This window comes from Paraburkholderia sp. MPAMCS5 (assembly GCF_036016995.1).
Taxonomy (GTDB): Bacteria; Pseudomonadota; Gammaproteobacteria; order Burkholderiales; family Burkholderiaceae; genus Paraburkholderia.
This window is the reverse complement of the sequence record NZ_JAYXBK010000003.1, coordinates 84,712-110,904: the sequence shown is the minus strand read 5'-3', so window position 1 is coordinate 110,904 and position 26,193 is coordinate 84,712. Positions and strand designations below refer to the sequence as shown.

Genomic DNA, 26,193 nt, shown 5'->3' with positions numbered 1-26,193 from the left:
GGACAGAGCGCCGGATGCAGCTGTCTGCGCTGCGGACTGTGTCGGCAGTTCGGTCGGCGGTTCGGTGGCAGGCATGCCGGAAACCGTCGCCGCCACGTCAGATCACACGTCGGCGCGTGAAGAGCCGCGCGGACATGCGACGCTCACGGAGCGGTCCGCAATGGAGCTGGCCGCGTCGAAGCCAGTTTTGCCAGAGGCAGTCGTGTCAGAGCAAACTGGATTGGAACCAGCCGCGTCACTGCCGCTCCAGCCGCCCCAGTCGGCAGCTTCGTCCGACCCGCCATCCCACGCCCCGTTCTCCGAGCGCGACCGCCGGTTCATGGCGCTAGCCCAAGCCGCTGCCGAAGAAGCGCGAGCCGCCGGCGAAGTGCCCGTCGGGGCCGTCCTCGTGCGGGGCGACGAGGTAATCGCCAAAGGCTTCAACCATCCGATTGGCGCGCATGATCCTTCGGCGCACGCGGAAATGGCCGCGTTGCGCGCCGCGGCGCAGGTTGCGCAGAACTATCGCTTGCCGGGCTGCGAACTGTATGTGACGCTCGAGCCGTGTCTGATGTGTGCCGGCGCGATCATGCATGCGCGCATCGCCCGTGTGGTGTTCGGCGCACGCGATCCGAAGACGGGCGCGTGCGGCAGCGTCGTCGATGCATTCGCGAACCCGCAGTTGAATCATCACACCGTCGTGACTGGCGGCGTGCTCGGAAACGAATGCGGCGCCGCGCTGAAGTCGTTTTTCGCCGAACGGCGGCGTGCGAGCCGCGAAGCGCGGGCGGCGGCGCGCGCGGCCGTCGGCGGTGAAAGAGACCCGGCCGAGCCGCTCTGAGTGCCCGGCCGATCTGGGAAAACGCTCCCAGAAACCGCTCCAAACAACATTAAGCAGGTCCAGCCGATGACCGTCCACCGCACCTTCGATCTGATCGCGCCATCCGGCTACCCGCACGACGCCGAGGTGCTGCACCGCGCGTTGCAGCGCCTGCGCGCGCAAGGGCATCGCGTGGAAGGGGTGGAAGCCACGCGGCGCCGCTATCAGCGCTTTGGCGGCACCGACGCGGAGCGCGCGGCCGACCTCAACCGGCTCGCGGACCCAGCGCGCGCGTTGCCCGACATCGTGCTGGCCGTGCGCGGCGGGTACGGCGCCGTGCGCATCCTGCACGGGCTGGACTATGAAGGTTTGCAGCGCCGGCTGACTGATCAGCCGGTCGCGCTGGTCGGCCACAGCGATTTCACGGCGATCCAGCTCGCGCTCTTCGCGCGCGCCGGTCTCAAGACGTTCGGCGGCCCGATGTTGATGAGCGACTTCGGCGCGGAACACCTCAGCGAATTCACGATGCGCCACTTCTGGTCGACGCTGACGAAGCCAACCACGACGATCGCGAGAAACGTGCCGCAAGCGCAGGCGGTGGATGTCACGGGAACCTTGTGGGGCGGCAATCTCGCGGTGCTCACGTCGCTCATCGGCACGCCTTATATGCCGCCGGTGCAGGGCGGGGTGCTATTCGTCGAAGACATCAACGAGCAGCCGTTTCGCATCGAGCGGATGCTTTATCAACTGCATCTGTCGGGCATTCTCGCGCAGCAGCAGGCGCTCGTTCTCGGCGATTTTTCCGGCGCCAGGTCCTACGACTACGACAACGGCTACGACCTGCACGCGATGATCGAGCACATCAGGTCCGTGATCGGCATTCCAGTCGTTACCGGCTTGCAGTTCGGCCACGTGCCGGACATGCTGACGCTTCCGGTCGGCGCCGACGCGCACCTCGTCGCCGACGCCAACGGCTTCGAACTCACGCTATCCAACTATCCGTATTTGAGCTGAATCGCGGGTCAGGAAGGCGGGCAAGCTGCCCGCTTTTAATGCAGTAATTAAGGCAACTAACGGTCAAGTTTTCACGCGTTTGAGCGACAAAAACCCAGCGAAGGCTTAACTGTTTTGTTGACAAAAATAAGCCGCAGGAGACACCTCCAGTCCCTCCTGATCGAACCAGAATCCAATCTGGACGGGGCTTCTAGCCAGCGGCGACGCCTGACAGCCGACATGCCTTGCCAAGATTGTCGATAACCATAACAAAAATTGTTGACAATTTTTATGTCCATCCTAAGATGACCAACATACCGAGACGTACATCATGTCCGACACCGAATCCCTGAATGCCAGTAGTTCGAAGCCCGAAGCGATTGTCGAGCGCATCCGCGCCGCGATCCTCGAGCATCGGCTGGCGCCGGGCGCCAAGCTGACCGAAGCGCAGTTATGCGAAGTGTTCGGCGTGAAGCGCGGGCCGATCCGTCAAGCGTTGGCGCAACTGGCGACCGATCGTCTCGTGGATCTCGAGCCGAACCGCGGCGCATTTGTCGCGAGTCCTTCGCTTCAGGAAGTGCATGAGGTGTTCGAAATGCGCCGCATCATCGAACTGGCTGTCGTCGAAAAAATTTGCAGCGGCCACGGCGTGCGGCGCCTGAAAAGCATCGGCAACATGATCGGGCGTGAGCGCAAAGCGTTCGAAACGCGCGATTTTTCATCGTGGATTCGCCTGTCCGGCGAGTTTCACACCGAGTTGGCGCAACTCACGGGCAACACGGTGCTGTGCGATTGTCTCGATGGACTGGTGGCGCGTTCCACGCTGATTTCGGCGTTGTACGAGTCGCTCGGACGCAGCCCCTGTTCGTTCGAGGATCACGAAGCCATTCTCGCCGCACTCGACGCCGGCGATGCCAAAGAGTCGGCGGCGCTCATGTCGCGCCATCTGCAAAGCGTCGAGTTGAAGATGCTGGAGCGGCCCGCGCGTGGCGCAGCCGATCTGCACGAAGTATTCGGCGCGCTGAACGGCGTCGGAAAAGAGTCATCCCGAGAGTCAAGCAAAGGCAAGTCCGCGCCAGGCTGAGGCAAGCGGCCGGCGTGCGCCCGCTGCTGGTGCGCGCCGCACTGAACTGAACCGGATTCATCGAGCGTTGCAAGGCGGCCCGCGCGGGCGCGCCCGGCCGGCGCACGCACGTCCGTCGCTCGTGCGGCGGACATGGGAAGCAGTCACGCATTGCCCGGCATCCGCGGCAAGGCAGGCAATGCGATAACCACAAGTACATCAGTACGGAGACACCGCGGCATGGCCATCGGCACGCGCGCGCCACGTTCGTTCGGACAGCCAAATGGCAGGACGGCGAACGCGGCACGCGCGACGACACAGCCGCAACTGGCATGGCCGATGCATTGCCCGTCGATGCGCAGTCGACGGTCCCATCCCAAGGAGGAATCATGGCTCAGTTCAGTGCAGCGCCCGGCAGTTCCGCAATCCCCCCTTATGCCGGCGACGGCGCGTCCGGCGACCCGTCGTTGCCGGCCGGGTACAGCAGGCGCCTGTATAACGAGGACCTCGCGCCTTTGCGTCACCAGACCTGGGGCGCTTACAACATCTTCGCGTTCTGGATGTCGGACGTGCACAGCGTCGGCGGCTACGTGTTCGCGGGAAGTCTCTTCGCGCTCGGACTGACGAGCTGGCAGGTGCTGATCGCGCTGCTCGTCGGCATTGGCATCGTCAATGTGCTGTGCAACCTGATCGCGAAGCCGAGCCAGACGAACGGCGTGCCGTATCCGGTAGCGTGCCGCGCGACCTTCGGCGTGCTCGGTGCGAACGTTCCCGCGGTGATTCGCGGCCTGATCGCGGTGGCGTGGTACGGCATCCAGACGTACCTGGCGTCCAGCGCGCTCGTGATCGTCGTGCTGAAGTTCGTGCCGCAATTGCTGCCGTATGCGGACGTGCATCACCACGCCTTCCTTGGACTGTCGACGCTCGGCTGGTGCGGCTTCATGCTGCTGTGGGTGTTGCAGGCGCTGGTGTTCTGGCACGGCATGGAGACGATCAAGAAGTTCATCGACTTCGCGGGCCCGGCGGTTTATGTGGTGATGTTCATTCTGGCCGGCTACATGGTGTATCGCGCGGGCTGGCGCAACATCGGCATCAACCTGGGCGGCGTCAAGTATCACGGCATGCAGGTGGTGCCCGTGATGATCACCGCGATCTCGCTGGTCGTGTCGTACTTCTCTGGGCCGATGCTGAATTTCGGCGACTTTTCCCGCTACGGCAAGAGCTTTCGCAGCGTGCGGCGCGGCAACTTCTGGGGACTGCCGGTCAACTTCCTGGCCTTCTCGCTGGTGACAGTGGTCACGACGGCGGCCACGCTGCCGGTGTTCGGGCAACTGATCACGGATCCTGTCGAGACCGTGGGCCGCATCGACTATCCGACCGCGGTGATTCTCGGCGCGCTGACCTTCACGATTGCGACCATCGGCATCAACATCGTGGCGAACTTCGTGTCGCCGGCTTTCGACTTCTCGAACGTGGCGCCGCGGCTCATCAGCTGGCGCGCGGGCGGCATGCTCGCGGCGGTCGCGTCGATCTTCATCACGCCGTGGAATCTGTTCAACAATCCGGCGGTCATTCACTACACGCTGGATGTTCTGGGCAGCTTCATCGGACCTTTGTACGGAATCCTGATCGTCGATTATTACCTCGTGAAGCGCCAGAACGTCGTGCTCGACGATCTGTACAGCGTCGCGCCCACGGGATCGTACTGGTATCGCAACGGCGTCAACTATCGGGCCGTGGCGGCGCTCTTGCCGGCCGCGCTGATCGCCGTGGTGTGCGTGATGGTGCCGTCGCTCGACGGCATGGCGAATTTCTCGTGGTTCATCGGCGCAGGCCTCGGGGCGGCGTTTTATGGGGTGCTCGTGCGCTCGGCGCCGGCGCGCGGATAGGGCGCGGGCGTGGTGCTACCCGAAAAAGGCAGCCGAAAAAGGCAGCAGACAAGGAGTCGATATGCGTATCAAACTGATCAACCCGAACACGACCCAGCGCATGACCGATGCCATGGGCCGCTGCGCGCGCGAAGTGGCCGCGCCGGGCACCGAGGTGATCGCGGTGAGTCCGACCATGGGGCCGCCGTCGATCGAAGGCTATTACGACGAAGCCCTCGCCACGCCGGGCTTGCTCGCCGAAGTGATGGCGGGCGAGCGCGAAGGCTGCGACGGCTACGTGATCGCCTGTTTCGGCGACCCTGGCCTCTACGCGGCGCGTGAGCTGGCGCGCGGGCCGGTGATCGGCATCGCCGAGGCGGCGATGCATGCGGCGAGCGTGCTCGCGCCGGGCTTCTCGGTGGTCACGACGCTTGCGCGCACCTGCGGGATGGCGTGGCATCTCGCCGAACGCTACGGCATGAAGCGGTTTTGCCGTAACGTGCGCGCCACCGACGTCGCCGTGCTCGATCTCGACAAGCCGGGCTCGGCGGCGCGGCGCCTCATCCTCGACGAATGCCGGCGCGCGCTGGCCGAGGACGGTTCCGATGCGATCGTGCTGGGCTGCGCGGGCATGGCCGAGCTGTGCGCGCAGATCGAGGACGCGCTCGGCGCGCCGGTGATCGAAGGCGTGACGGCAGCCGTGAAATGGACGGAGGCGCTGGTTTCGCTGCGGCTTTCAACGGCCAAACGCGGCGACTATGCCAGGCCGCTGGCGAAGCGCTACGACGGCGCGCTCGAATCGTTCAGTCCGCCGGGTGCCGATCCGCAGCCCGCGCCGCAGCGCGTGTTCGTGGCCGATGCGGTGCGGGTAAACACCAGCGAAGCGCAGCCGCACATACATTCCGTGTGACACGCACTATCTGGCCGGGTGTATGGGCGCACCCGGGCCTTTTCGCTACACTGGTCCAACTCGGCGCGGGCTGTACGACGCGCTTTCGGGCGCCGCTTCGAGCTGTCATTGCGGAAATGGCCGGCATCCCCGGCACCGGCTTCAAGAGGCCGTTTCAGTGCGCCTTGCGAGCTACAACGTATCGTTATCACGCATTCGTCAAACATGTCACTCGACCCTCACTACCCACGCGATCTGATCGGCTACGGCCGCCACCCGGTGCAGGCGAACTGGCCGGGGCGAGCGCGCGTCGCGGTGCAATTCGTCCTCAATTACGAAGAGGGCGGCGAGAATTGCGTGCTGCACGGCGATCCCGGCTCGGAACAGTTCCTCTCGGAAATTGTCGGCGCGGCGGCGTATCCGTCGCGGCACATGAGCATGGAGTCGATTTACGAATACGGCTCGCGCGCGGGCGTGTGGCGCATTCTGCGTGAATTCGAAAAGCGCGGATTGCCGCTCACGGTGTTCGGCGTCGGCATGGCGATCGAGCGGCATCCCGAGGTGGCGCGCGCGTTCGTCGAACTCGGTCATGAAATTGCCTGTCACGGCTATCGCTGGATTCACTACCAGGACGTATCGCCGGAACAGGAGGCCGAGCATATGCGGCTCGGCATGGAAGCGATCGAGCGCGTCACGGGCGAGCGTCCGCTGGGCTGGTACACCGGTCGCGACAGTCCCAACACGCATCGCCTCGTCGCCGAATATGGCGGCTTTCTGTACGACTCGGATTACTACGGCGACGACCTGCCGTTCTGGATGGACGTGCAAACCACGGGCGGCGCGAACGCGCCGCAACTGATCGTGCCGTACACGCTCGACACCAACGACATGCGGTTCGCGAGCCCGCAGGGCTTCAATACGGCGGACCACTTTTTCACCTATCTGCGCGACGCCTTCGACGTGCTCTACGAAGAAGGCGACGAAGCGCCGAAGATGCTGTCGGTCGGCATGCACTGCCGGCTGCTCGGGCGCCCTGGGCGTTTTCGCGCCTTGCAGCGTTTTCTCGACCATATCGAACAGCACGATCGCGTGTGGGTGACGCGGCGCGTCGACATCGCGCGGCACTGGCGCGAACATCATCCTTATCAGCAAAACAACCGCGGGGCGGCGGCATGAAAGCGATGCAATACACACTGGACCAACTCAACACCGTTTCGACCGACGCGTTCGTCGCGGCGCTATCGGGCATCTTCGAGCACTCGCCGTGGGTCGCGGAAATCGCCGCGCACGAGCGGCCGTTTGCGAGCATCGACGCGCTGCATCGCACGATGTCGAACATCGTGGAAGCGGCGGGCGGCGAGAAACAGCTGGCGCTGATCAACGCTCACCCGGAGCTGGCCGGCAAGGCAGCGGTACGCGGCGAACTGACGGCTGAATCCACGCGCGAGCAGAGCGGCGCCGGCCTCGCGCAATGCACGCAGGCAGAGTTCGACAAGCTGCTCGCGCTGAACGCGGCGTATCGCGAGAAGTTCGGGTTTCCGTTCATTCTCGCGGTGCGCGGCTATGACCGCCACGGCATCATCGCGAATTTCGAGGCGCGCGTGAACAACAGCCGCGCCGACGAACTGCGCGCGAGCCTCGACCAGATCTACCGTATCGCGCGTTTCCGGCTCGACGACCTGATCAATGCGTGATCGAGGCACGATCACCGCGTGATCAGGGCGCGGCGCTTCACCAGAAGCTTTTCTGGCATTAACAAACATCAAGGAAGACAAAGATGGCACTCCCGATTCTCGACCCCAACGCACCCGAATTCACGCGCCGCTACGTGAACCTGGCGGACCCGCGCCTGGGCGCGCAGGCGCTCGAGGCGAGCGACGACTTCTTCGCCCCGAAGGAGCGCATGCTGAACCCGGAGCCGGCCGTCTTCATTCCGGGCAAGTACGACGACAACGGCAAGTGGATGGACGGCTGGGAAACCCGCCGCAAACGCGCCAACGGCTACGACTGGTGCGTCGTCAAGCTGGCGCGTCCGGGCGTGATCAAGGGGCTCGATCTCGACACGAGCCACTTCACGGGTAACTTCCCGCCGGCGGCTTCCGTGGAGGCGGCGCGCGTGGTGGACGGCGCGCCGAACCAGTTGACGCAATGGACCGAAATCGTTGCGTCGACCACCTTGCAGGGCAACAGCCATCACTATCACGAAGTCAGCGACGGCAACGCGTACACGCATTTGCGCGTGAATATCTATCCGGACGGCGGCATCGCGCGTCTGCGCGTGTATGGCCAGCCGCAGGTCGACTGGGCCGGCGCGAGCCGCACTGAGCAGTTCGATCTGGCCGCGATGGAAAACGGCGCGTACCTGGTCGGCGCGAACAACCAGCACTTCGGCGCGGCGTCCACGATTCTGATGCCGGGCCGTGGCGTGAACATGGGCGACGGCTGGGAAACGCGGCGTCGTCGCGAGCCGGGCAACGACTGGGCCATCGTCGCGCTCGCCCAACCCGGCGTGATCAAAAAGATCGAAGTCGATACGGCGCACTTCAAGGGCAACTATCCCGACCGCTGCTCGATCCAGGCCGCGTACGTGACGGGCGGCACGGACAGTTCGTTGATCACACAAGCCATGTTCTGGCCCGTGCTGCTCGGCGAACAGAAGCTGCAAATGGACAAGCAGCATTACTTCGAAAGCGAGATCGCCGCGCTGGGTCCCGTCACGCACGTGCGCTTTAACATCATTCCGGACGGCGGCGTGTCGCGTCTGCGTCTGTGGGGCACGCTCGCATCATGAAGACGCTCGCCATCGAACCGCTGACAAAGGAAGCGTTCGCCGCGTTCGGCGACGTGATCGAACTCGAAGGCGCGAAGCAGATTCCGATCAACCTCGGCACCACGATCCGTTTTCACGATCTCGCGAAAGTGGATGTGACCGACGAGAGCGGCCGCACGCTTGTGAACCTGTTTCGCGGGCAGCCGCGCACGCTGCCGTTCGAGGTGAAGATGCTCGAACGCCATCCGCTCGGCAGCCAGGCTTTCGTGCCGCTGAACGACAAGCCCTATCTGGTGGTGGTCGCGCCGGCGGGCGAGCTGGACGAATCGCAGATTCGCGCGTTCGTGACGAGCGGCTGGCAGGGCGTCAATTATGCGAAGGGCGTGTGGCACCATCCGCTGATTGCGTTGGGCGAAGTGAGCGACTTTATTGTCGTGGATCGCGGCGGCGAAGGGCTCAACCTCAACGAGCAGGATCTGACGGCGTCGCTCTGGCTCACCGAAGATGCGTTGAGCGCAGTGACGGTTTAAGGTTTTTGCTTCGACGTTAGGAGCAAGCCGATATCAAAAAGCCCACGGCAGAAATGCCGTGGGCTTTTTTGCGTATCTGGCGGGTGTTCTCTGGTGTTGTTTGATGTTGTTTAGTGTTGCTTGAGCGGGCGCGCAGCCGCGTTCGGCGGAAGTCCGCGGACCGGCTTTTTAATCGACGCAGGAATCGCGGTGAGTTCCAGGCTTCGGCCGCATTTCAATGCCTCCCGCGCGACGCCACCCGACAAAAAAAGCGGGCTTTCCGCTTCCGCGAAAAGCCCGCTTGCTCACCCTGCATCGTTAGCCGGGCCGACAACGCCCGGCCGGGCGCATGGCCGGGCGCATTACTTCGCGCCACCCTGGAACCAGGCGGCGATCTTCATGCGCTCGTCGTCGGTCATATGCGTGACGTTGCCGAGCGGCATCGCCTTCAGCGTCACGGCCTGCTGATAGATCCGCTGCGCGTTCTGCGAGATCTCGTCGGGCGTGTCGAGCAGCACGCCGGCGGGGGCGCTGCCCATCATCGTCGGATGCGCGGAGTGGCAGGCCACGCAGCGCTGTTGCAGCAGCGGCGCGATGTCGGCGACCTTCACCGCCGGCGCGTTGGCCGCTTGCGCTTGCGGCACGATCGGCTTCGGCATGGTCCAGAAGAGGGCGCCGAACATCAGCGCGATGCCCACGAGCGGCAGATACCACAGCACCTGGCCACGGTGACGCATCACGAAGAACTGACGGATCAGCGCGCCTGCGAGCATGATGACGAGCAGCACGGCCCAGTTGTACGGATGCGTGTAGGTCATCGCGTAGTGGTTCGACAGCATCGCGAACACCACGGGCAAGGTGAAATACGTGTTGTGCACCGAGCGCTGCTTGCCGCGCTTGCCGTAGATCGGATTCGGCGTGTCGCCCTTGAGCATCGCGTCGACCATCTTGCGCTGGCCCGGAATGATCACGAAGAACACGTTGGCCGACATGATGGTCGCGAGCATCGCGCCCATGATCAGATACGCCGCGCGGCCCGCGAAGATATGGCACGCGAGCCAGGCCGCGATCAGCACATACACGCCCACGCAAATGCCGAGCACCTTGTCCTTGTTGCCGAGCAGGCGGCACAACGAGTCGTACACGATCCAGCCGGCGGCGAGAAAGCCGAGCGCCGACGCGACCGCGACCACCGGACCCATGTCGAGCACATTCTTGTCGATCAGATACGTGGACGGCGAAAACAGATACAGCACGGTGAACAGACCGAAGCCCGAGAGCCACGTGGTGTACGACGGCCACTTCGACCAGTGAAGATCGTCCGGCATTTCCGGCGGCGCGACGGTGTACTTCTGCATGTTGTAGAAGCCGCCGCCATGCACGTGCCACAGTTCGCCGAACACGCCGCGCTTGCGCTGGTTCGGGTCCTGAGGCGGTTTCAGGCTGTTGTCGAGTGCGACGAAATAAAACGACTCGCCGATCCATGCAATCGCGGCGATGACGTGAAACCAGCGAATCGCCAGGTTCAACCAGTCGGTAATAAAGCCTTCCATGAAACTCCTCCACTTCTGATTCGTTGTTCACGCGGCGACGTTCGGCGTGTCGCAGAGCCACCTGGCGGATCGTGCGCGCGGCGAGACGTCCCACGCGGACTGCGGGGTCGAAGACGCGGTGCGCTCAGTTCGCACGACGCCGTTTTCTATTGAAGTCCTGAGATGAACCGCGCGCGTTCGGCGGGCGCGGTCAGCTGCCGCTGTCAACTGCCGCTGTCAACTGCCGCTGTCAACTGCCGCGATAGGTGCTGTACGACCACGGCGACACGAGCAGCGGTACGTGATAATGCGCGCCGGCATCGGCCACGCCGAAGCGCAGCACGACACGATCGACGAAACGCGGCTCCGGCACCTTCGTGCCGATCGATGCGAAGTAATCGCCCGCGGCGAACACGAGCTCGTATTCGCCCGCGACGAGCGCGTTGCCTTGCAGGAGCGGTTCGTCGCAGCGGCCGTCGCTATTGGTGAGGGTGGTTTTCAGCGCGCGGCGCGTGTCGCCCGACAGCGCGAAGAGTTCGACCTTGATGCCCGCGCCGGGACGGCCGTTTGCGGTGTCGAGCACATGGGTAGTGAGCTTTCCCATTCGCAATTTTCCTTATGTGAATGCGAGGTTTCGGCGGCGTCCCGATCCATTACGTTTGCGGCGGATCGAGGCTCCACGTCAGTGGCTACATACCCGTCGGCGAATTGAAGCGAGCGCCGTGGCACCATTGTAGAAAGTTGTCCCGCGAAACGCGCGAGCGATAAGAAAGATAATAGCTGGCGCATGACCGACAGCGCGCTGAAAGCCGCGCGACAGCTCGGGCAGATCTCGCGGCATAGATGTCCCCGCTGGATCGTACCGGCGTCAAAAATGCGCCTCCATATCGGCAGCCTGAACATGGTTATCGCACCGGCGCGAGTTGCCAGCGTTATTTTGGCCGTCGAAGGTAACGCCAGTGCGCCGCGGCAATCGCGAGCCCAGACGGGCTCCAGCAAGCAGCGAGAAGCGGGCTGTCAGCGCGGCGCACATCCCGAAGACGGCGGAATACGCTGGGTAACCGGGCCAACGGCGTTCGACGGGACGCGGCGGCGCGGTTGGCGCGCCGTCACATCGCGTTCGCACGACTTTGCACGGCAGCAATCAAGCGGAGAAACGGATGACGATGGAACAGGCGGCACAAACAACGACGAGCAGGCCGAAGAAAACAATGCTGGTCCAACACGCGGACGTGCTCGTCACGATGGACGGCGCGCGGCGCGAACTGCGCGACGGCGGTCTCTATATCGAAGACAATCGCATTGTCGCGGTCGGGCCGACGGCGGAGCTGCCGCAAACGGCCGACGAAATACTCGACCTGCGCGGACACCTGGTGATTCCCGGCCTCGTGAACACGCATCACCACATGTACCAGAGCCTCACGCGCGCGGTTCCCGGCGCGCAGAACGCCGAGCTGTTCGGCTGGCTCACGAATCTGTACAAGGTGTGGGCGAACCTCACGCCGGAGATGATCGAAGTCTCCACATTGACGGCAATGGCCGAGCTGCTGCTGTCCGGTTGCACGACATCGAGCGACCATCTGTATATCTATCCGAACGGCAGCCGGCTCGACGACAGCATCGCCGCGGCGCGCCGTATCGGCATGCGTTTTCACGCGGCGCGCGGCAGCATGAGCGTCGGGCGAAAAGACGGCGGCTTGCCGCCCGATTCCGTGGTGGAGCGTGAAGCGGACATTCTGAAGGACACGCAACGCCTGATCGAGACGTATCACGACGACGGACGTTACGCGATGCTGCGCGTGGTCGTCGCGCCATGCTCGCCGTTTTCGGTGAGCCGTGATCTGATGCGCGAGTCGGCGGCGATGGCGCGGCACTACGGCGTCTCGCTGCACACGCATCTGGCCGAGAACACCAATGACGTGGAATACAGCCGCGAGAAGTTCGGCATGACGCCCGCGCAGTATGCGGAAGATCTCGGCTGGGTCGGGCGCGATGTATGGCACGCGCACTGCGTGCAACTCGACGACGCCGGCATCGAACTGTTCGCGCGCACCGGCACCGGCGTCGCGCACTGTCCGTGCTCGAACATGCGGCTCGCGTCGGGCATCGCGCCGGTCAGGCGGATGCGGCTCGCGGGCGTGCCGGTCGGTCTGGGCGTCGACGGTTGCGCGTCGAACGACGGCGCGCAGATGGTCGCCGAAGTGCGCCAGGCGTTGTTGTTGCAGCGCGTCGGTTTCGGCCCCGACGCGATGACCGCGCGCGGAGCCCTGGAAATCGCGACGCTCGGCGGCGCGAAGGTGCTCAATCGCGACGACATCGGCGCGCTGGCGCCGGGCATGGCGGCGGACTTCGTCTCGTTCGATCTCGGTCAGCCGCTCTTTGCGGGCGCATTGCACGACCCGGTCGCGGCGCTGGTATTCTGCGCGCCGTCGCAGGTGAGTCACAGCGTGATCGGCGGCAAGCTGGTGGTGAAGGACGGACGGTTGACCACGCTTGACCTGGAACCGGTCATCGGGCAGCACAACCGGTTGGCTAAGGCGCTTTACGAAGCGGCGGCGTGACGCAGGCGGATATCGGGCCGCGGCCCGACCCGTCATGCAGGCGCCGCCGGTCTCAAGGCTTGTCGATCAAGGTTTTGGTCGCTTCGGCGACGAGACTGCGCAGCCAGCGCACTTCGTCGGAATAATGCACGCGTTCGTGCCAGAGCTGGTAATACTGCATCGGCGGGAAATCGAGCGGCGCGGGCACCACGGTGAGCGGCAGGAATTTGGCGTAGTAATCCGCGAAGAGGCGCGTGGTCGTGAAAATGAGATCGGACTTGATCAGCACGTACGGCGCGAGATTGAAGTACGGCAACGTGACGACCACGTGGCGCTTTAACCGCTCGCGCGCGAGATGCACGTCGATCGCGCCGCGCTGGCCCACCGAATAGGGAGTCGGCGCGAGATGCGGCGCATTCAGATACTGGTCGAGCGTGAGCCCGCCGCGTTTGGCGAACGGATGCGCGTTGCTCATCAGGCAGACGATCTGATCGACGAACAGGTTCGACAGATGCAGCTGCTCCGGCGGTTCCGGCCAGTTGCCCACGACGATGTCGAGCTTGCCGTCTTCCAGCGCGAGTTCGTAGTCGAACGCGGGGCCGAGCGAATGAAATTCGAGCGTGGCGTTCGGCGCGGCCTGGCGGAAGCGTTCGACCACTGTCGGCACGAACAGCACGTTCAGATAGTCCGGGCAGCCGATCCGGTAACAGCGGATCGATGTCGCCGGATCGAAATTGTGCTGCTGGAACTTGATGCGCTCGATTTCCCGCAGCGCGTTCTGCACCGGTTCGAGCAGACGCAGGCCGTATTCGGTGGGCACCATGCCGGATTTGCCGCGCACGAGGAGCGGGTCGCCGGTGATGTCGCGCAGACGGCGCAGCGCCGCGCTGATGGCGGGTTGCGATTGATTCAGTTTGACGGCCGCGCGCGTGACGCTGCGCTCCATCAACAGGGTATGCAAGACGCGTAAAAGATAGGTATCGATCGCCTCGCGTTGCTGACTCATGACTTCTCCGAAATATATGTGCTGGCTGATCGAGTGGGCGTGGGGGTATATGCGTTTTAATATGAACGCGAGACTGCGTCAAGGGAGACATACCCGCAGAGCGCGCTGTGGCGCGGGTTTCGGGGAATTTTGTCGGCTCGACTGAGCGGGTCGAATTAGGTATTGTCATCCGGTTGTGGTGACGGATCGGCCGCCGGCAAGACGGACGACCGCACGGCAACCGCAGTCACTGGCGTACTACGGAATCACATGAGCGACTCTTCTTATAGCGACGGCGCCGCCGCGCAGCCGGCAGCGAGGCCGGAACAGGCGGCGCCCCGGCTGATGCTCAAGGGCATCACCAAACAATATCCGGCCGTGCGCGCCAACGACGACGTCACGCTGATCGTCGCGCCCGGCGAGATTCACGCCGTGCTCGGCGAGAACGGCGCCGGCAAAAGCACGTTGATGAAAATCATCTACGGCGCGGTTCGCCCCGACGCCGGCGAGATTCACTGGGAAGGCGAGGCGCTCGACATCGCGAGTCCGGCGGCCGCGCGCAAGCTCGGCATCGGCATGGTGTTCCAGCACTTTTCGCTGTTCGAGACGCTCACGGTCGGCGAAAACATCGCGCTCGCGCTCGACGAACCATTCGACCTGAAGGCGCTGTCCAAGCGCATCCGCGAAGTCTCCGCCGATTACGGCCTCGACATCGATCCGCAGCGCCATGTGCATAGCCTCACGGTGGGCGAGCGGCAGCGCGTGGAGATCGTGCGCTGCCTGTTGCAGAACCCGCGGCTTCTGATCATGGACGAGCCCACGTCCGTGCTCACGCCGCAGGCGGTGCGCAAGCTTTTCGCGACGCTGCGCCGGCTCGCCGCCGAGGGCTGCAGCATCCTCTACATCAGCCACAAGCTCGACGAGATCCAGGAACTGTGCGACACCGCCACGGTGATGCGCGGCGGTCGCGTGACCGGCCACGTCACGCCGAAAGAGGAAACGCATGCCTCGCTCGCGCAATTGATGGTCGGCCATTCGCTGCCCGACTACACGCGCCGCGAGCACAATCCGGGCGCCGTGCTGCTCGACGTGAAGGCGCTGTCGGTGGAAAGCGACGACCCGTTCGGCACCTCGCTCGACAACGTGTCGTTCGCCGTGCACGCGGGCGAGATTTTCGGCATCGCGGGCGTCTCGGGCAACGGCCAGGCGGAACTGCTGTCCGCGCTGTCCGGCGAAAAGCGCGGCGCGAACAAGCATTCCGCCTCCTCGGTCACGATCTGCGGCAAGCCCGCGGGGCGTCTCGGCGCGGGCGGCCGGCGCGCGCTCGGCTTTGGCTTCGTGCCCGAGGAGCGGCTGGGCCGCGGCGCGGTGCCCGCCATGACGCTCTCGGAAAATGCGCTGCTGACCGCGCATCGGCAGAAGATGGTGAGTTCGGGGTGGATCAAGGCGGGCGCGATGCGCGCGTTCGCGAGACGCTGCATCGAAGCCTTCGACGTGCGTTGCGGCGGCTCCGAAGCGCTCGCGCAAAGCCTGTCGGGCGGCAATCTGCAGAAGTACATCGTGGGCCGCGAGATTCTGCAGGCGCCCAAGGTGCTGGTGGTCGCGCAGCCCACATGGGGCGTCGATGTCGGCGCGGCCGCGTTCATTCGCCAGCAACTGCTCGATTTGTCGGCGCGCGGCGTCGCGATCCTCGTGATCTCGGAGGAGTTGGAGGAGCTATTCGACATCTGCGACCGGATCGCGGTGCTCGCGGGCGGCAGGCTCTCGCCGGTGCGCACGACGGGCGCGACCAATGCCGAGGAAATCGGCCGCTGGATGGCGGGCCTGTTTGGCGGCCGCGAAGGCGCGGCGCCTTCAGCCGGGCATCCGGCGCGCGTTTAAGACGCGCGCGCCCCGCGACCCAAATCAGAACACGACAATTCACACGCTACCCATGATTCTTCCGTATCGACTCGAAGCGCGCACGACGCCCTCGCGCACCATGCAGCTGGCCGTGCCGCTGATCGCCGCTCTGCTCACGCTGGCCATTGGCTTCGTGATATTCGGGCTTGTCGGCCGCGATCCGCTGCAAGCCATGCACGCGTTTTTCATCGAACCGCTGTCCAGCGTGAACGGCTGGGCGGAGCTGCTGCTCAAGGCGTCGCCGCTGTGTCTGATCGGCCTTGGTCTCGCCGTCGGCTACCGCGCGAATGTCTGGAACATCGGCGCGGAAGGGCAGATGCTGCTCGGCGGGATTGCCGCGAGCGGCGTCGCGATCTATTTCGATCAGGCCACCGGCTGGTGGATCTTGCCGCTGATGATGCTCGCCGGCGCGATCGGCGGCATGTTCTGGGCGGCGATTCCGGCGCTCCTGAAAAGCCGCTTCAACACCAACGAGATTCTCGTGAGCCTGATGCTCACGTATGTGGCGACGCAACTACTGATCTATCTGGTGAGCGGCCCGTGGCGCGATCCGCAGGGCATGAATTTTCCGCTCTCGGAAATGTTCAGCGGCGACGCGCTGTACCCGACGTTCTATGGCGACTGGCATTGGAAATGGCTGCGCGGCACGCGGCTCAATGCGTCGGTGTTCATCACGCTGGCCGCGATTCCGCTCGTGTGGCTCTTCATGCGCAAGAGCTTTGCGGGCTACCGGATGAACGTCGGCGGCCTCGCGCCGCTCGCCGCGCGCTACGCGGGCTTTTCCGATAAGAAAACCATCTGGATGTCGCTGCTCATCAGCGGCGGGTTGGCCGGTCTTGCGGGCATGGGCGAAATTGCCGGCCCGATCGGCCAGTTGCAGGCGACGTGGTCGCCCGGTTACGGCTTCACCGCGATCATTGTCGTGTTCGTCGGGCGGCTGCATCCGGTCGGCATCGTGCTCGCGAGTCTGCTGATGGCGCTGCTGTACCTCGGCGGCGAAGCGGTGCAGACCTCGATGCAACTGCCGCAGGCGCTTTCCGGCGTGTTCCAGGGGCTGCTGCTGTTCTGCCTGCTGGGCGCCGATCTGTTCGTGAATTACCGTGTGCGCCGGCGCTCCGTTGCCGCGCAAGCCCGCTGACCCGTCTACCGCTTCGCTGCCGCATTCCATGGATATTCAACAAGCCAGCGCGCTCACCTCGAGCGCCGTCACCGCCGCGATTCCGCTGATGTTCGCGGGCGCGGGCGAACTCGTCGCCGAAAAGTCGGGCGTGCTCAACCTCGGCGTGGAAGGCATGATGCTGATGGGCGCCGTGTCCGGCTACGCGGTCACCGCGATCACCGGCAACCCGTGGCTCGGCGTGCTCGCCGCCGTCGGCGCGGGCCTCGCGATGTCGCTGCTGTTCGCGTTTCTCACGCTCACCATGCTCGCCAATCAGGTCGCCACCGGCCTTTCCCTGACCATCTTCGGCATCGGCCTGTCCGCGTATGTCGGCAAGCCGTACACGTCGGCGGCGGTGCGCGCGACGATCGACACATGGACCATTCCTGGTCTTTCGAAAATTCCGGTGCTCGGGCCCGCTCTCTTCAGCCTCACGCCGCTCGATTACCTCGCGTTCCTGATGTTCGCCGCGATCGGCTGGTTCCTGTACCGCACGCGCGCGGGGCTCGTGCTGCGCTCGGTCGGCGAGTCGCCGCAGGTCGCGCATTCGGTCGGCTTTCCGGTGGTCGGCGTGCGCTACGGCGCGGTCGCTTTCGGCGGCGGCATGGCGGGCCTCGCGGGGGGGTACTACTCGATCGTCAACCTGCATCTGTGGCAGGAAAACCTGACTTCGGGGCGCGGCTGGATCGCGCTCGCGCTCGTCGTGTTCGCGACGTGGCGCCCTGGGCGTCTGCTGATTGGCGCGTTGCTGTTCGGCGCGGTCACGGGGCTGCAGTTTTACGCACAGGCCATCGGCATGCCGGTTCCGACGCAATTCCTCGCGATGCTCCCGTACGTCGCCACGGTCGTCGTGCTCGTGCTGATCTCGCGCAATCCGAACACGATTCGCCTGAATGCGCCGGCCTCGCTCGGCAGGCCGTTTTTCTCGGCGGGCTGAGGCGTCGCCTGATTGCCCGCTTTTATGACCCAACACGTTTCAATGACCGGACCCACACGACTGGAGAAAACAACATGAAGAGAAGAAATCTGCTGACCGCTTTCGCCTGGGGCGCGGCCTCGCTCGCGCTGGCTGCGCCGCTTGCGCAGTCCGCGCGGGCGGCGGACGCGCCGGGCGTCGCGTTCGTCTATCTCGGCAATCCGGGCGATGCCGGCTGGACCTTCGCGCACGATCAGGGTTCGAAGGAAGCCGAGGCGAAGTTCGGCAATAAGGTCAAGATCACGCGCATCGAGAACGTGCCCGAATCGGCCGACTCGGAACGCGTGTTCCGCGATCTGGCGAACAAGGGCAACAAGATCATCATCGGGTCGAGCTTCGGCTATCAGGACTTCGAGCTGAAGGTCGCGAAGGATTTCCCGGACACCGTGTTCCTGCACGCGACCGGCTACAAGAAGGCGCCGAACTTCGGCACCTATGACGTGCGCATGTATCAGGGCGCCTATCTCGCCGGCGTCGCCGCGGGCTACGTGACGAAGACGAACACGCTCGGTTTCGTCGCGTCGGTGCCGATTCCGGAAGTCGTGCGCAACATCAACGCGTACACGCTCGGCGCGCGTTCGGTCAATCCGAAGGTGCATACGAAGGTCATCTGGATCAATAGCTGGTTCGATCCGGGTAAGGAAAAGCAGGCCGCTGAAACGCTGATCGGCCAGGGCGCGGACGTGCTGCTGCAGAACACCGATTCGAGCGCGACGCTCGCGACGGCGTCCGAGAAGCACGTGCATGCGTTCGGCTGGGATTCGGACATGAAAAAGTTCGGCCCTGACGCGCATCTGGGCTCGGTGGTCGCGCACTGGGGCGTGTACTACAACGCGGCGATCCAGCAGGTGCTCGACGGCAAGTGGAAGAACGACCCGGTGTGGTGGGGCATTCCGCAGAAGGCCGTCAATCTGGAAGATCTGAATACGTCGGTGATTTCGGCCGACGCGCAGAAGAAAGTGGCCGCGAAGCGCGAGGAACTGGCGGGCGGCAAGTGGGATGTGTTCTCCGGCCCGATCAAGGATCAATCCGGCGCGGTGAAGGTGCCGGGCGGCAAGACGCTGAGCGATCCGGAATTGCAACGTCTGAACTGGTACGTCGAGGGCGTGGACGGTTCCTTGCCGAAGTAAGACTTTTGCGTTTCGGCGGCGGATGGCTTGAATCGCCGCCGTCAGAAAGAGCTACGTTCGCTGTCGGGAACGCAGCTCGTTTGTTTCGCTCGTGCTGAGTTGCGGCGCGCGCCGCGCTTCGTCAATCGATGCGCAGGCCGACCTTGATCGTCACCTGCCAGTACGCCACCTTGTCGTTCTCGATCTGGCCCCGTGTTTCCGTCACTTCGAACCAATGCAGATTGCGTAGCGTTTTCGACGCTTTGGTGATCGCGGTGCTGATGGCGTCGTCAATCGATTTCGTCGATGAGCCGGTCAGTTCGATCTGCTTGTAGACGTGGTCTGACATGAAGTTCTCCTTTGATCTTCGTTGACGTTCAAAGAGTATAGGTAACGGAATCGGGTAAGGACGCCCGCCGCGCGAACGAGTGATGCCGCACGTCGCGTGCCCGCCGGACGGCCCGTTATGATGTCCGTCCGACGCAATCTGAAAATCCGATGAGGTGACAAAAGTGGAAATTGGTTTTTGCGGTCCCGGCCTGATGGGCGCGCCGATGATCCGGCATCTGCTGCGCGCGGGGCATACCGTGCGCGTCTGGAATCGCACGCGGGCCAAGGCCGAGGCGTTGGCTGCCGAAGGCGCGCAGGTGGTCGACGCGCCGCGTGAACTGGCCACGCGCTGTGAAGCGGTGCTGCTGTGTCTCGCGGATGCGCCGGCGGTCGAGGAAACCGTATTCGGCGCGGCAGGGCTGCTGGGCGGCGCCAACCCGGCAGAGCCGCTCCGCGTGCGCTGGATCGTCGATCATTCGAGCATTCCGCCCGCGGCGACGCGTGCGTTGGCGCTGCGCGCGGCAGCGGTTTCGAGTGGAGCGACGGACCACGCCACCAACCAGTCGGGCGCCGGCTGGATCGACGCGCCCGTGTCGGGCGGCGTCGCGGGAGCGCAAGCTGGCACGCTCGCCGTGATGGCCGGCGGCGCGGCCGCGGACGTCGACGCGATCAAGCCCTTGCTCGCCGCGTATGCGGCGCGCGTGACGCACATGGGCGACGTCGGCGCCGGACAGACGGCCAAGCTTTGCAATCAGACCATCGTGACCGCGACGATCGCGGCGATTGCCGAGGCGGTGAGCCTTGCCGAGCGCAGCGGCATCGACGCCGCGCGGCTCACCGAGGCGCTCGCCGGCGGCTGGGCCGATTCCGTGCTGCTGCAAACCTTCGTGCCGCGCATGACGCAAAGCGGCCTCGCGCCGATTGGCGCTTTGCGTACCTTTCAGAAGGACGTCGACACCGTCGCGGCCACCGCATATGAGACGGGCACGCCGATGCCCGTGTCGGCGACGGTCCAGCAATTGCTGCGGCTCGGTGCGGCAATGGGGCTCGGCGAGGCCGACCTGTCCGCGTTCGTCGACGTTTTGCAGACGCCGCGCGGCGGCGCCGGCCGCTAGCGTGCGGCGCGCGGGTCGAATTCTCGATAACCTGCTAAAATAGTCGGTTTTTCGCCCGTATCACATTCAAAGGGACGCGCCGTGCTGTCTACTGCCAATATCACCATGCAATTCGGGCCGAAGCCCCTCTTCGAGAACATCTCGGTCAAATTCGGGGGCGGGAATCGCTATGGCCTGATCGGTGCGAACGGCTGCGGCAAATCCACCTTCATGAAGATTCTGGGTTCCGACCTGGAACCGAGTTCGGGCAACGTCATGCTCGAGCCGAACGTGCGCCTCGGTAAGCTGCGCCAGGATCAGTTCGCATACGAAGACGTGCGCGTGCTCGACGTCGTGATGATGGGCCACGCCGAAATGTGGGCCGCCATGACCGAGCGCGACGCGATCTACGCGAATCCCGACGCGACGGACGACGACTACATGCACGCCGCCGAACTCGAAGCGAAGTTCGCCGAATACGACGGCTATACGGCCGAAGCGCGCGCGGGCGAGCTGCTGCTCGGCATCGGCATCGCGATCGAAGATCACAACGGCCCGATGAGCAACGTCGCGCCTGGCTGGAAACTGCGCGTGCTGCTCGCGCAGGCGCTGTTCTCGAAGCCGGACGTGCTGCTGCTCGACGAACCGACCAACAACCTGGACATCAACTCGATCCGTTGGCTGGAAGACGTGCTCAACCAGTACAACTCGACGATGATCATCATCTCGCACGACCGCCACTTCCTGAACCAGGTGTGCACGCACATGGCGGACATGGACTACGGCACGCTGAAGGTCTATCCGGGCAATTACGACGACTACATGCTCGCCAGCACGCAGGCGCGAGAGCGTCAGCAGGCCGCCAACGCGAAGGCGAAGGAGCGCGTGGCCGACCTGCAAGACTTCGTGCGCCGCTTCTCGGCGAACAAGTCGAAGGCGCGCCAGGCGACCAGCCGTCTGAAGATGATCGACAAGATCAAGATCGAGGAATTCAAGCCGTCGTCGCGGCAGAATCCGTTTATCCGCTTCGAATTCGAGAAAAAGCTGCACAACATCGCGGTCGTCGCGGACAGCATCTCGAAGAAATACGAGCGCAGCATCTTCAATAACTTCAGCATCAGCGTGCAGCCGGGCGAGCGCATTGCGATCATCGGCGAGAACGGCGCGGGCAAGACCACGCTGCTGCGTTCGCTGCTCGGCAATCTGCAACTCGATCACGGCTCGGTGAAGTGGGCCGAGAACGCGAACGTCGGCTACATGCCGCAGGACACGTACGAAGAGTTTCCGGGCGACGTCACGCTGATGGAATGGATCGACGGCTATCGCCAGGAAGGCGACGACGAGCAGATGGTGCGCGGCACGCTCGGCCGGCTGCTCTTCAACGCTGACGACATCCGCAAGTCGGTCAAGGTGCTGTCGGGCGGCGAGAAGGGCCGCATGATCTGGGGCAAGCTGATGCTCGGCCGCCACAACGTGCTGCTGATGGACGAGCCCACCAATCACATGGACATGGAGTCGATCGAGTCGCTGCAAATCGCGCTCGACAAGTTCGAAGGCACGCTGATTTTCGTCTCGCACGACCGCGAATTCGTGAGCGGCCTCGCGAACCGGGTTATCGAAGTGAAGACGAATGGCACGCTGCACGACTTCGGCGGCAATTACGAGGACTTCCTCGCGAGCCAGGGCGTGCAGTAACGGTCCCACAGGTCTCGCATCGGCCGGCTGAATCCGCTCACCCGGCAGCCGGTTGCTCAAACGCAAAAGCCCGCTTTTCAAGCGGGCTTTTTTCATGGCGCGCGCGTTGCGCTCGGGCCCTTGGCACGACGCTGGCTAAAATAGAACAACCACCAACCGAACCTTGGGGCCGACCATCATGAAGATTTACGACAAACTCTATATCGACGGCAAATGGATTGCGCCCTGCGGCACGGGCACGATCGACGTGATCGACTCCGGAACCGAGGAGGTGATGGGACGCATCCCGGAAGGCGTCGAGGCCGATGCCGAAAGCGCGATTGCCGCCGCCCGCGTGGCCTTCGACGGTTGGGCCGCGACGCCTGCCGCGCAGCGCGGCGAGTATCTTGAGAAGATAGCGGCGAATCTCAAAGCCCGCACCGAGGAACTGGCCGCGCTGATCGCCGGCGAAGTCGGCATGCCGCTCAAGCTCGCGCGCGCGATCCAGGTCGGCAGTCCGGTATACAACTGGGGCGCGTATGCGAAGCTCGCGAGCAGCTTCCAGTTCGAGCAGCGTGTCGGCAATTCACTCGTCGTGCGTGAGCCGGTCGGCGTGGTCGCGGCCATCACACCGTGGAACTATCCGCTCAATCAGATCACGCTGAAGGTTGCGGCGGCGCTCGCGGCGGGCTGCACCGTGGTGCTGAAGCCGTCGGAGATCGCGCCGCTCAATGCCTTCGTGCTCGCGGAAGCCATTCACGAAGCCGGGCTGCCCGCGGGCGTGTTCAATCTCGTGAGCGGCTATGGGCCGGTGGTCGGCGAAATTCTGGCGAGCCATCCATCGGTCGATATGGTGTCGTTTACCGGTTCCACGCGCGCCGGCAAACGCGTGTCGGAACTGGCGTCGGCGACGATCAAACGGGTCGCGCTCGAACTGGGCGGCAAATCAGCCGCGCTCATTCTCGACGACGCCGATTTCGCCGCCGCGATCAAAGGCACCGTGGGCGCGTGCTTCCTGAATTCGGGGCAAACCTGTTCGGCGCACACGCGCATGCTGGTGCCCGAAGCCCGCTACGACGAAGCGCGAGCGCTCGCGAAAGAGGCCGCGGACAGCTATACCGCCGGCGATCCGCGCAATGAGAAGACGCGCCTCGGGCCATTGGCCTCGGCAGTGCAGCAGACGCGCGTGCAGCAGTACATCGCGAAGGGAATCGAGGAGGGCGCGGAACTCGTGACCGGCGGTGCAGGGTTGCCTGACGGTGTGTCGAAGGGCTTCTTCGTCAAACCGACCGTGTTCGGCCGCGTGCATCCGAAGGCGACGATCGCGCAGGAGGAAATCTTCGGACCGGTCCTGTCCATTCTCACCTACAAGAACGAAGAAGAAGCGATTCGGATTGCCAACGATTCCCCGTATGGACTCGGCGGCGCGGTGTGGGCCGGCAGCGACGAACGCGCGGCCGCCGTCGCGCGGCGCATCCGCACAGGCCAGGTGGACATCAACGGCGGCGCGTGGAATATGGCCGCGCCGTTCGGCGGCTTCAAGCAGTCGGGCTTCGGGCGCGAAAACGGCGTTTATGGGCTGGAGGAATATCTGGAACTGAAGTCCATGCAATTCAAAGTCTGATCGGAATGACGCGCATCAACGACGCGGCGGTTGCCGCCGTGTCGCGCGCGCGCCGATTGATCTGAAGCAACCCCGGCTGCGCCCGCGCGGCGATGATCAGCGGTTTCATCATCGTCCGTCGGGGCAGCTATGCTTAACTCTCACTCCTTTTCGCCGCTGGTCATTCGCGGCCGCTCGTTACTGCCGATCGTCCAGGGCGGCATGGGCGTCGGCGTCTCGGCGCACCGGCTGGCAGGCAGCGTCGCGCGCGAGGGCGCGCTCGGCACCATCGCGAGCATCGACCTGCGCCATCATCATCCGGATCTCGTCGAGCGCTGCCGGCAGTCGCCCGAGCGCGCCACGCTCGAAGCCGCGAACCTCGCCGCGCTCGCGCGCGAAATCGGTTCGGCCAAGGCGCTCGGCGAAGGCCGCGGCATGATCGCCGTCAACGTGATGAAAGCCGTCAGCGCGCAGGCAGACTATGTGCGCGTGGCGTGCGAAAGCGGCGCCGACGCGATCGTGATGGGCGCGGGACTGCCGCTCGACTTGCCCGACATGACGCAAGGCCACGACATCGCGCTGATTCCGATCCTGTCGGACAGCCGCGGCGTCGCGCTCGTGCTCAAGAAGTGGATGAAGAAAGGGCGCTTGCCCGACGCCGTGGTCATCGAGCAGCCGGCGCATGCGGGCGGGCATCTCGGCGTCACGAACCTCGCCGATATGAACGACGAACGCTTCCAGTTCGCGCGCATTCTCGAAGAACTCGACGCCGTGTTCGCGTCGCTCGGCATCGCGCGCCGCGACGTGCCGTTGATTCTCGCGGGCGGCATCAATAGTCACGAGGCCGTGCGCGCGCTGCTGAACGCGGGCGCGAACGGCGTGCAGCTCGGCACGCCGTTCGCCGTCACCGAGGAAGGCGACGCGCATCCGAACTTCAAGCGCGTGCTGGCCGAGGCCGCGCCGGAAGACATCGTCGAATTTGTCAGCGTGACGGGCTTGCCCGCGCGCGCCGTGAAAACGCCGTGGCTCACGCGCTATTTGCGGCACGAAAACCGGATACGCGAGAAGGTCGGCGCGCTCAGGCACGCGTGCCCGACCGCGCTGGAATGCCTCAACGTGTGCGGTTGGCGCGACGGCGTCGAGAGGTTCGGCCATTTCTGCATCGATACGCGGCTGGCGGCGGCGTTGCGCGGCGACGTGGCCAACGGCCTTTTCTTCCGCGGCAAGGAGGCGCTGCCCTTCGGCAGCGCGATTCGCAGCGTGCACGATCTGATCGAACTGCTGCTGACCGGCGCAACGCGGCCGGCTGTCGCAGGGCGCTTCGCATTTTCCCTCGGTTGATGCGAGTCAACTTGTCGCGCGGCGAGCGCTTGGACAATCCCCTTCTCGAAACGAGGTCGTTAACAATAAAGGGATGGATATGAACCGCTCGCTCAGGAAAACAATCAGGACTGCTGCCGTCGTGTCGGCGCTGCTAGGCGGGGCCATACTGGCTCCGCAAGCGCAAGCGCAAGCGCAAGCGCAAGCGCAAGCGCAAGCCGTCGGCGACGACGCCATGACCGGCATTCACGCCGGCGACGTGCTCGTGCGTCTGCGCGCGATCAGCATCATGCCGGTCGCCCATACCTCAGGGACGTTGTCCGCGCTGAACGTGGGCGTCAACAATGCGACCGTGCCGGAGCTGGATCTGACCTACATGATCCGCGACGACCTCGGCGTCGAACTGATTCTCGGCACCTCGCGTCATCAGCTCACGTCGAGCATCGGCAATCTCGGCGGCGTGAACGTATTGCCGCCGACGCTATTGCTGCAATATCACTTCAATCACGCGGGGCGCGTGCGTCCGTATGTCGGCGCGGGTCTCAATTACACGCTGTTCTACAACAACGGTCTGCATGCCGGCGGCCAGCCGGTGTCGATCAACAATCACAGCTTCGGTCCGGCATTGCAGGCAGGCGTCGATGTGCAGGTGACCAGGTCGCTTTTCGTCAACGCGGACATCAAGAAAATCTGGATGCACACGGATGCCGCGCTCGACGCTCAGCCGCTGGGCCGCGTGAGCATCGATCCGGTGGTGGTGGGCGTGGGCGTCGGGATGCGCTTCTAGGCGCGTCGGCGTGGGCTCGCGCGGGTTCGCGTGAGTTTGCGCGCGGCACTTGCGCCGCGCCGTCCCGCGAGCTTCTTAAAGCTTGTCGTTCTGGAAACGCATGGCCGTGCCTTCCTGCTCGATGCGCACCCACACGGCCTGTTTTTCCTCGTCGCTCAAAAAGACCCAGTTGGACACTTCGCCGGCCGTGCGGCCGCAGCCTTTGCAGATGTCGTCGAAAAGGGTCGAGCAGACGCCGATGCACGGGCTGTCGGGAAGAGCGTGAAGATTTGAAGCCATCGGGAACCTTGC

General features: G+C 64.4%; 24 protein-coding genes. 19 read left to right on the top strand and 5 right to left on the bottom strand.

The genetic code is table 11. The features are described 5' to 3' along the window. Positions 1 to 238 precede the first annotated feature (238 nt). The 9 genes from tadA (at position 239) to VOM14_RS08075 (ending at position 8,912) form a co-directional block, all read left to right on the top strand. Complete coding sequence (tadA, locus tag VOM14_RS08115; protein WP_327628590.1) at positions 239 to 820, top strand: tRNA adenosine(34) deaminase TadA; 582 nt, start codon at positions 239 to 241, stop codon at positions 818 to 820. A gap of 66 nt (positions 821 to 886) precedes the next feature. Further along, complete coding sequence (gene ldcA / locus VOM14_RS08110) at positions 887 to 1,813, top strand: muramoyltetrapeptide carboxypeptidase (RefSeq protein ID WP_327628216.1); 927 nt, start codon at positions 887 to 889, stop codon at positions 1,811 to 1,813. 310 nt (positions 1,814 to 2,123) lie between these two features. After that, a complete protein-coding gene (locus VOM14_RS08105; RefSeq protein ID WP_327628215.1) occupies positions 2,124 to 2,876 on the top strand; it encodes a GntR family transcriptional regulator in 753 nt (250 codons plus the stop codon). A gap of 368 nt (positions 2,877 to 3,244) precedes the next feature. Next, positions 3,245 to 4,744, top strand: coding sequence for an NCS1 family nucleobase:cation symporter-1 (locus tag VOM14_RS08100; protein ID WP_327628214.1), 1,500 nt, complete (start codon positions 3,245 to 3,247; stop codon positions 4,742 to 4,744). Between the two features lie 61 nt (positions 4,745 to 4,805). After that, positions 4,806 to 5,633: an aspartate/glutamate racemase family protein gene (locus tag VOM14_RS08095; protein WP_327628213.1), complete on the top strand. Its 828-nt coding sequence runs from the start codon at positions 4,806 to 4,808 to the stop codon at positions 5,631 to 5,633. A 204-nt stretch (positions 5,634 to 5,837) separates the two neighbouring features. Next, on the top strand, positions 5,838 to 6,788 hold the full coding sequence (puuE, locus tag VOM14_RS08090; RefSeq protein ID WP_327628212.1) for an allantoinase PuuE: 951 nt from the start codon (positions 5,838 to 5,840) through the stop codon (positions 6,786 to 6,788). Further along, positions 6,785 to 7,306 (top strand): 2-oxo-4-hydroxy-4-carboxy-5-ureidoimidazoline decarboxylase, encoded by a 522-nt coding sequence (gene uraD / locus VOM14_RS08085; RefSeq protein WP_327628211.1) that lies wholly within the window; start codon positions 6,785 to 6,787, stop codon positions 7,304 to 7,306. Before puuE ends, uraD begins: the two co-directional genes overlap by 4 nt. Before the next feature lie 83 nt (positions 7,307 to 7,389). Then, complete coding sequence (gene alc, locus VOM14_RS08080) at positions 7,390 to 8,403, top strand: allantoicase (protein ID WP_327628210.1); 1,014 nt, start codon at positions 7,390 to 7,392, stop codon at positions 8,401 to 8,403. Beyond that, positions 8,400 to 8,912, top strand: a complete 513-nt coding sequence (locus tag VOM14_RS08075; RefSeq protein ID WP_327628209.1) for an ureidoglycolate lyase — start codon at positions 8,400 to 8,402, stop codon at positions 8,910 to 8,912. The genes alc and VOM14_RS08075 overlap by 4 nt, the downstream gene beginning before the upstream one ends. Positions 8,913 to 9,253: 341 nt before the next feature. Here the strand turns inward: VOM14_RS08075 and VOM14_RS08070 are convergent, their stop codons facing one another. Together VOM14_RS08070 and uraH are read right to left on the bottom strand one after the other, a co-directional pair. Continuing rightward, entirely contained in the window at positions 9,254 to 10,444 is a 1,191-nt protein-coding gene (locus tag VOM14_RS08070) for a urate hydroxylase PuuD (RefSeq protein ID WP_327628208.1), read from the bottom strand. Positions 10,445 to 10,673: 229 nt separating this feature from the next. Next, positions 10,674 to 11,027 carry a hydroxyisourate hydrolase gene (gene uraH / locus VOM14_RS08065; RefSeq protein ID WP_327628207.1) on the bottom strand — a complete coding sequence of 118 codons (354 nt, stop codon included), beginning with the start codon at positions 11,025 to 11,027 and terminating at the stop codon, positions 10,674 to 10,676. Between the two features lie 556 nt (positions 11,028 to 11,583). On the opposite strand from uraH, the gene VOM14_RS08060 reads away from it, so the two are divergent. After that, on the top strand, positions 11,584 to 12,984 hold the full coding sequence (locus tag VOM14_RS08060) for an 8-oxoguanine deaminase (RefSeq protein ID WP_327628206.1): 1,401 nt from the start codon (positions 11,584 to 11,586) through the stop codon (positions 12,982 to 12,984). 52 nt (positions 12,985 to 13,036) lie between these two features. Here VOM14_RS08060 and VOM14_RS08055 read toward each other — a convergent pair whose 3' ends face one another. Next, positions 13,037 to 13,969, bottom strand: a complete 933-nt coding sequence (locus VOM14_RS08055; RefSeq protein ID WP_012433318.1) for a LysR substrate-binding domain-containing protein — start codon at positions 13,967 to 13,969, stop codon at positions 13,037 to 13,039. Between the two features lie 249 nt (positions 13,970 to 14,218). Here VOM14_RS08055 and VOM14_RS08050 point away from each other — a divergent pair, with 249 nt between their 5' ends. The 4 genes from VOM14_RS08050 (at position 14,219) to VOM14_RS08035 (ending at position 19,115) form a co-directional block, all read left to right on the top strand. Next, positions 14,219 to 15,829, top strand: a complete 1,611-nt coding sequence (locus VOM14_RS08050) for an ABC transporter ATP-binding protein (protein WP_327628205.1) — start codon at positions 14,219 to 14,221, stop codon at positions 15,827 to 15,829. A gap of 52 nt (positions 15,830 to 15,881) precedes the next feature. After that, positions 15,882 to 16,988, top strand: coding sequence for an ABC transporter permease (locus VOM14_RS08045; protein WP_327628204.1), 1,107 nt, complete (start codon positions 15,882 to 15,884; stop codon positions 16,986 to 16,988). Between the two features lie 28 nt (positions 16,989 to 17,016). Beyond that, positions 17,017 to 17,946: an ABC transporter permease gene (locus VOM14_RS08040; RefSeq protein WP_327628203.1), complete on the top strand. Its 930-nt coding sequence runs from the start codon at positions 17,017 to 17,019 to the stop codon at positions 17,944 to 17,946. A gap of 74 nt (positions 17,947 to 18,020) precedes the next feature. Further along, positions 18,021 to 19,115: a BMP family ABC transporter substrate-binding protein gene (locus VOM14_RS08035; protein ID WP_327628202.1), complete on the top strand. Its 1,095-nt coding sequence runs from the start codon at positions 18,021 to 18,023 to the stop codon at positions 19,113 to 19,115. A gap of 121 nt (positions 19,116 to 19,236) precedes the next feature. Here VOM14_RS08035 and VOM14_RS08030 read toward each other — a convergent pair whose 3' ends face one another. Continuing rightward, positions 19,237 to 19,443: a dodecin gene (locus tag VOM14_RS08030; RefSeq protein ID WP_134455822.1), complete on the bottom strand. Its 207-nt coding sequence runs from the start codon at positions 19,441 to 19,443 to the stop codon at positions 19,237 to 19,239. A gap of 163 nt (positions 19,444 to 19,606) precedes the next feature. On the opposite strand from VOM14_RS08030, the gene VOM14_RS08025 reads away from it, so the two are divergent. The 5 genes from VOM14_RS08025 (at position 19,607) to VOM14_RS08005 (ending at position 25,902) form a co-directional block, all read left to right on the top strand. Continuing rightward, positions 19,607 to 20,539: an NAD(P)-dependent oxidoreductase gene (locus VOM14_RS08025; protein WP_327628201.1), complete on the top strand. Its 933-nt coding sequence runs from the start codon at positions 19,607 to 19,609 to the stop codon at positions 20,537 to 20,539. 81 nt (positions 20,540 to 20,620) lie between these two features. Next, positions 20,621 to 22,213, top strand: coding sequence for an ABC-F family ATPase (locus VOM14_RS08020; protein ID WP_327628200.1), 1,593 nt, complete (start codon positions 20,621 to 20,623; stop codon positions 22,211 to 22,213). Between the two features lie 178 nt (positions 22,214 to 22,391). Further along, positions 22,392 to 23,816 (top strand): aldehyde dehydrogenase family protein, encoded by a 1,425-nt coding sequence (locus VOM14_RS08015; RefSeq protein ID WP_327628199.1) that lies wholly within the window; start codon positions 22,392 to 22,394, stop codon positions 23,814 to 23,816. Between the two features lie 129 nt (positions 23,817 to 23,945). Then, on the top strand, positions 23,946 to 25,136 hold the full coding sequence (locus tag VOM14_RS08010; RefSeq protein WP_327628198.1) for an NAD(P)H-dependent flavin oxidoreductase: 1,191 nt from the start codon (positions 23,946 to 23,948) through the stop codon (positions 25,134 to 25,136). Positions 25,137 to 25,215: 79 nt separating this feature from the next. Beyond that, the gene (locus VOM14_RS08005) at positions 25,216 to 25,902 is read left to right on the top strand and encodes an OmpW/AlkL family protein (protein ID WP_327628589.1); all 687 of its coding nucleotides are present in this window, start codon (positions 25,216 to 25,218) and stop codon (positions 25,900 to 25,902) included. A 75-nt stretch (positions 25,903 to 25,977) separates the two neighbouring features. Here the strand turns inward: VOM14_RS08005 and VOM14_RS08000 are convergent, their stop codons facing one another. Continuing rightward, complete coding sequence (locus tag VOM14_RS08000) at positions 25,978 to 26,181, bottom strand: DUF1289 domain-containing protein (protein ID WP_327628197.1); 204 nt, start codon at positions 26,179 to 26,181, stop codon at positions 25,978 to 25,980. Between the last annotated feature and the right edge of the window lie 12 nt (positions 26,182 to 26,193).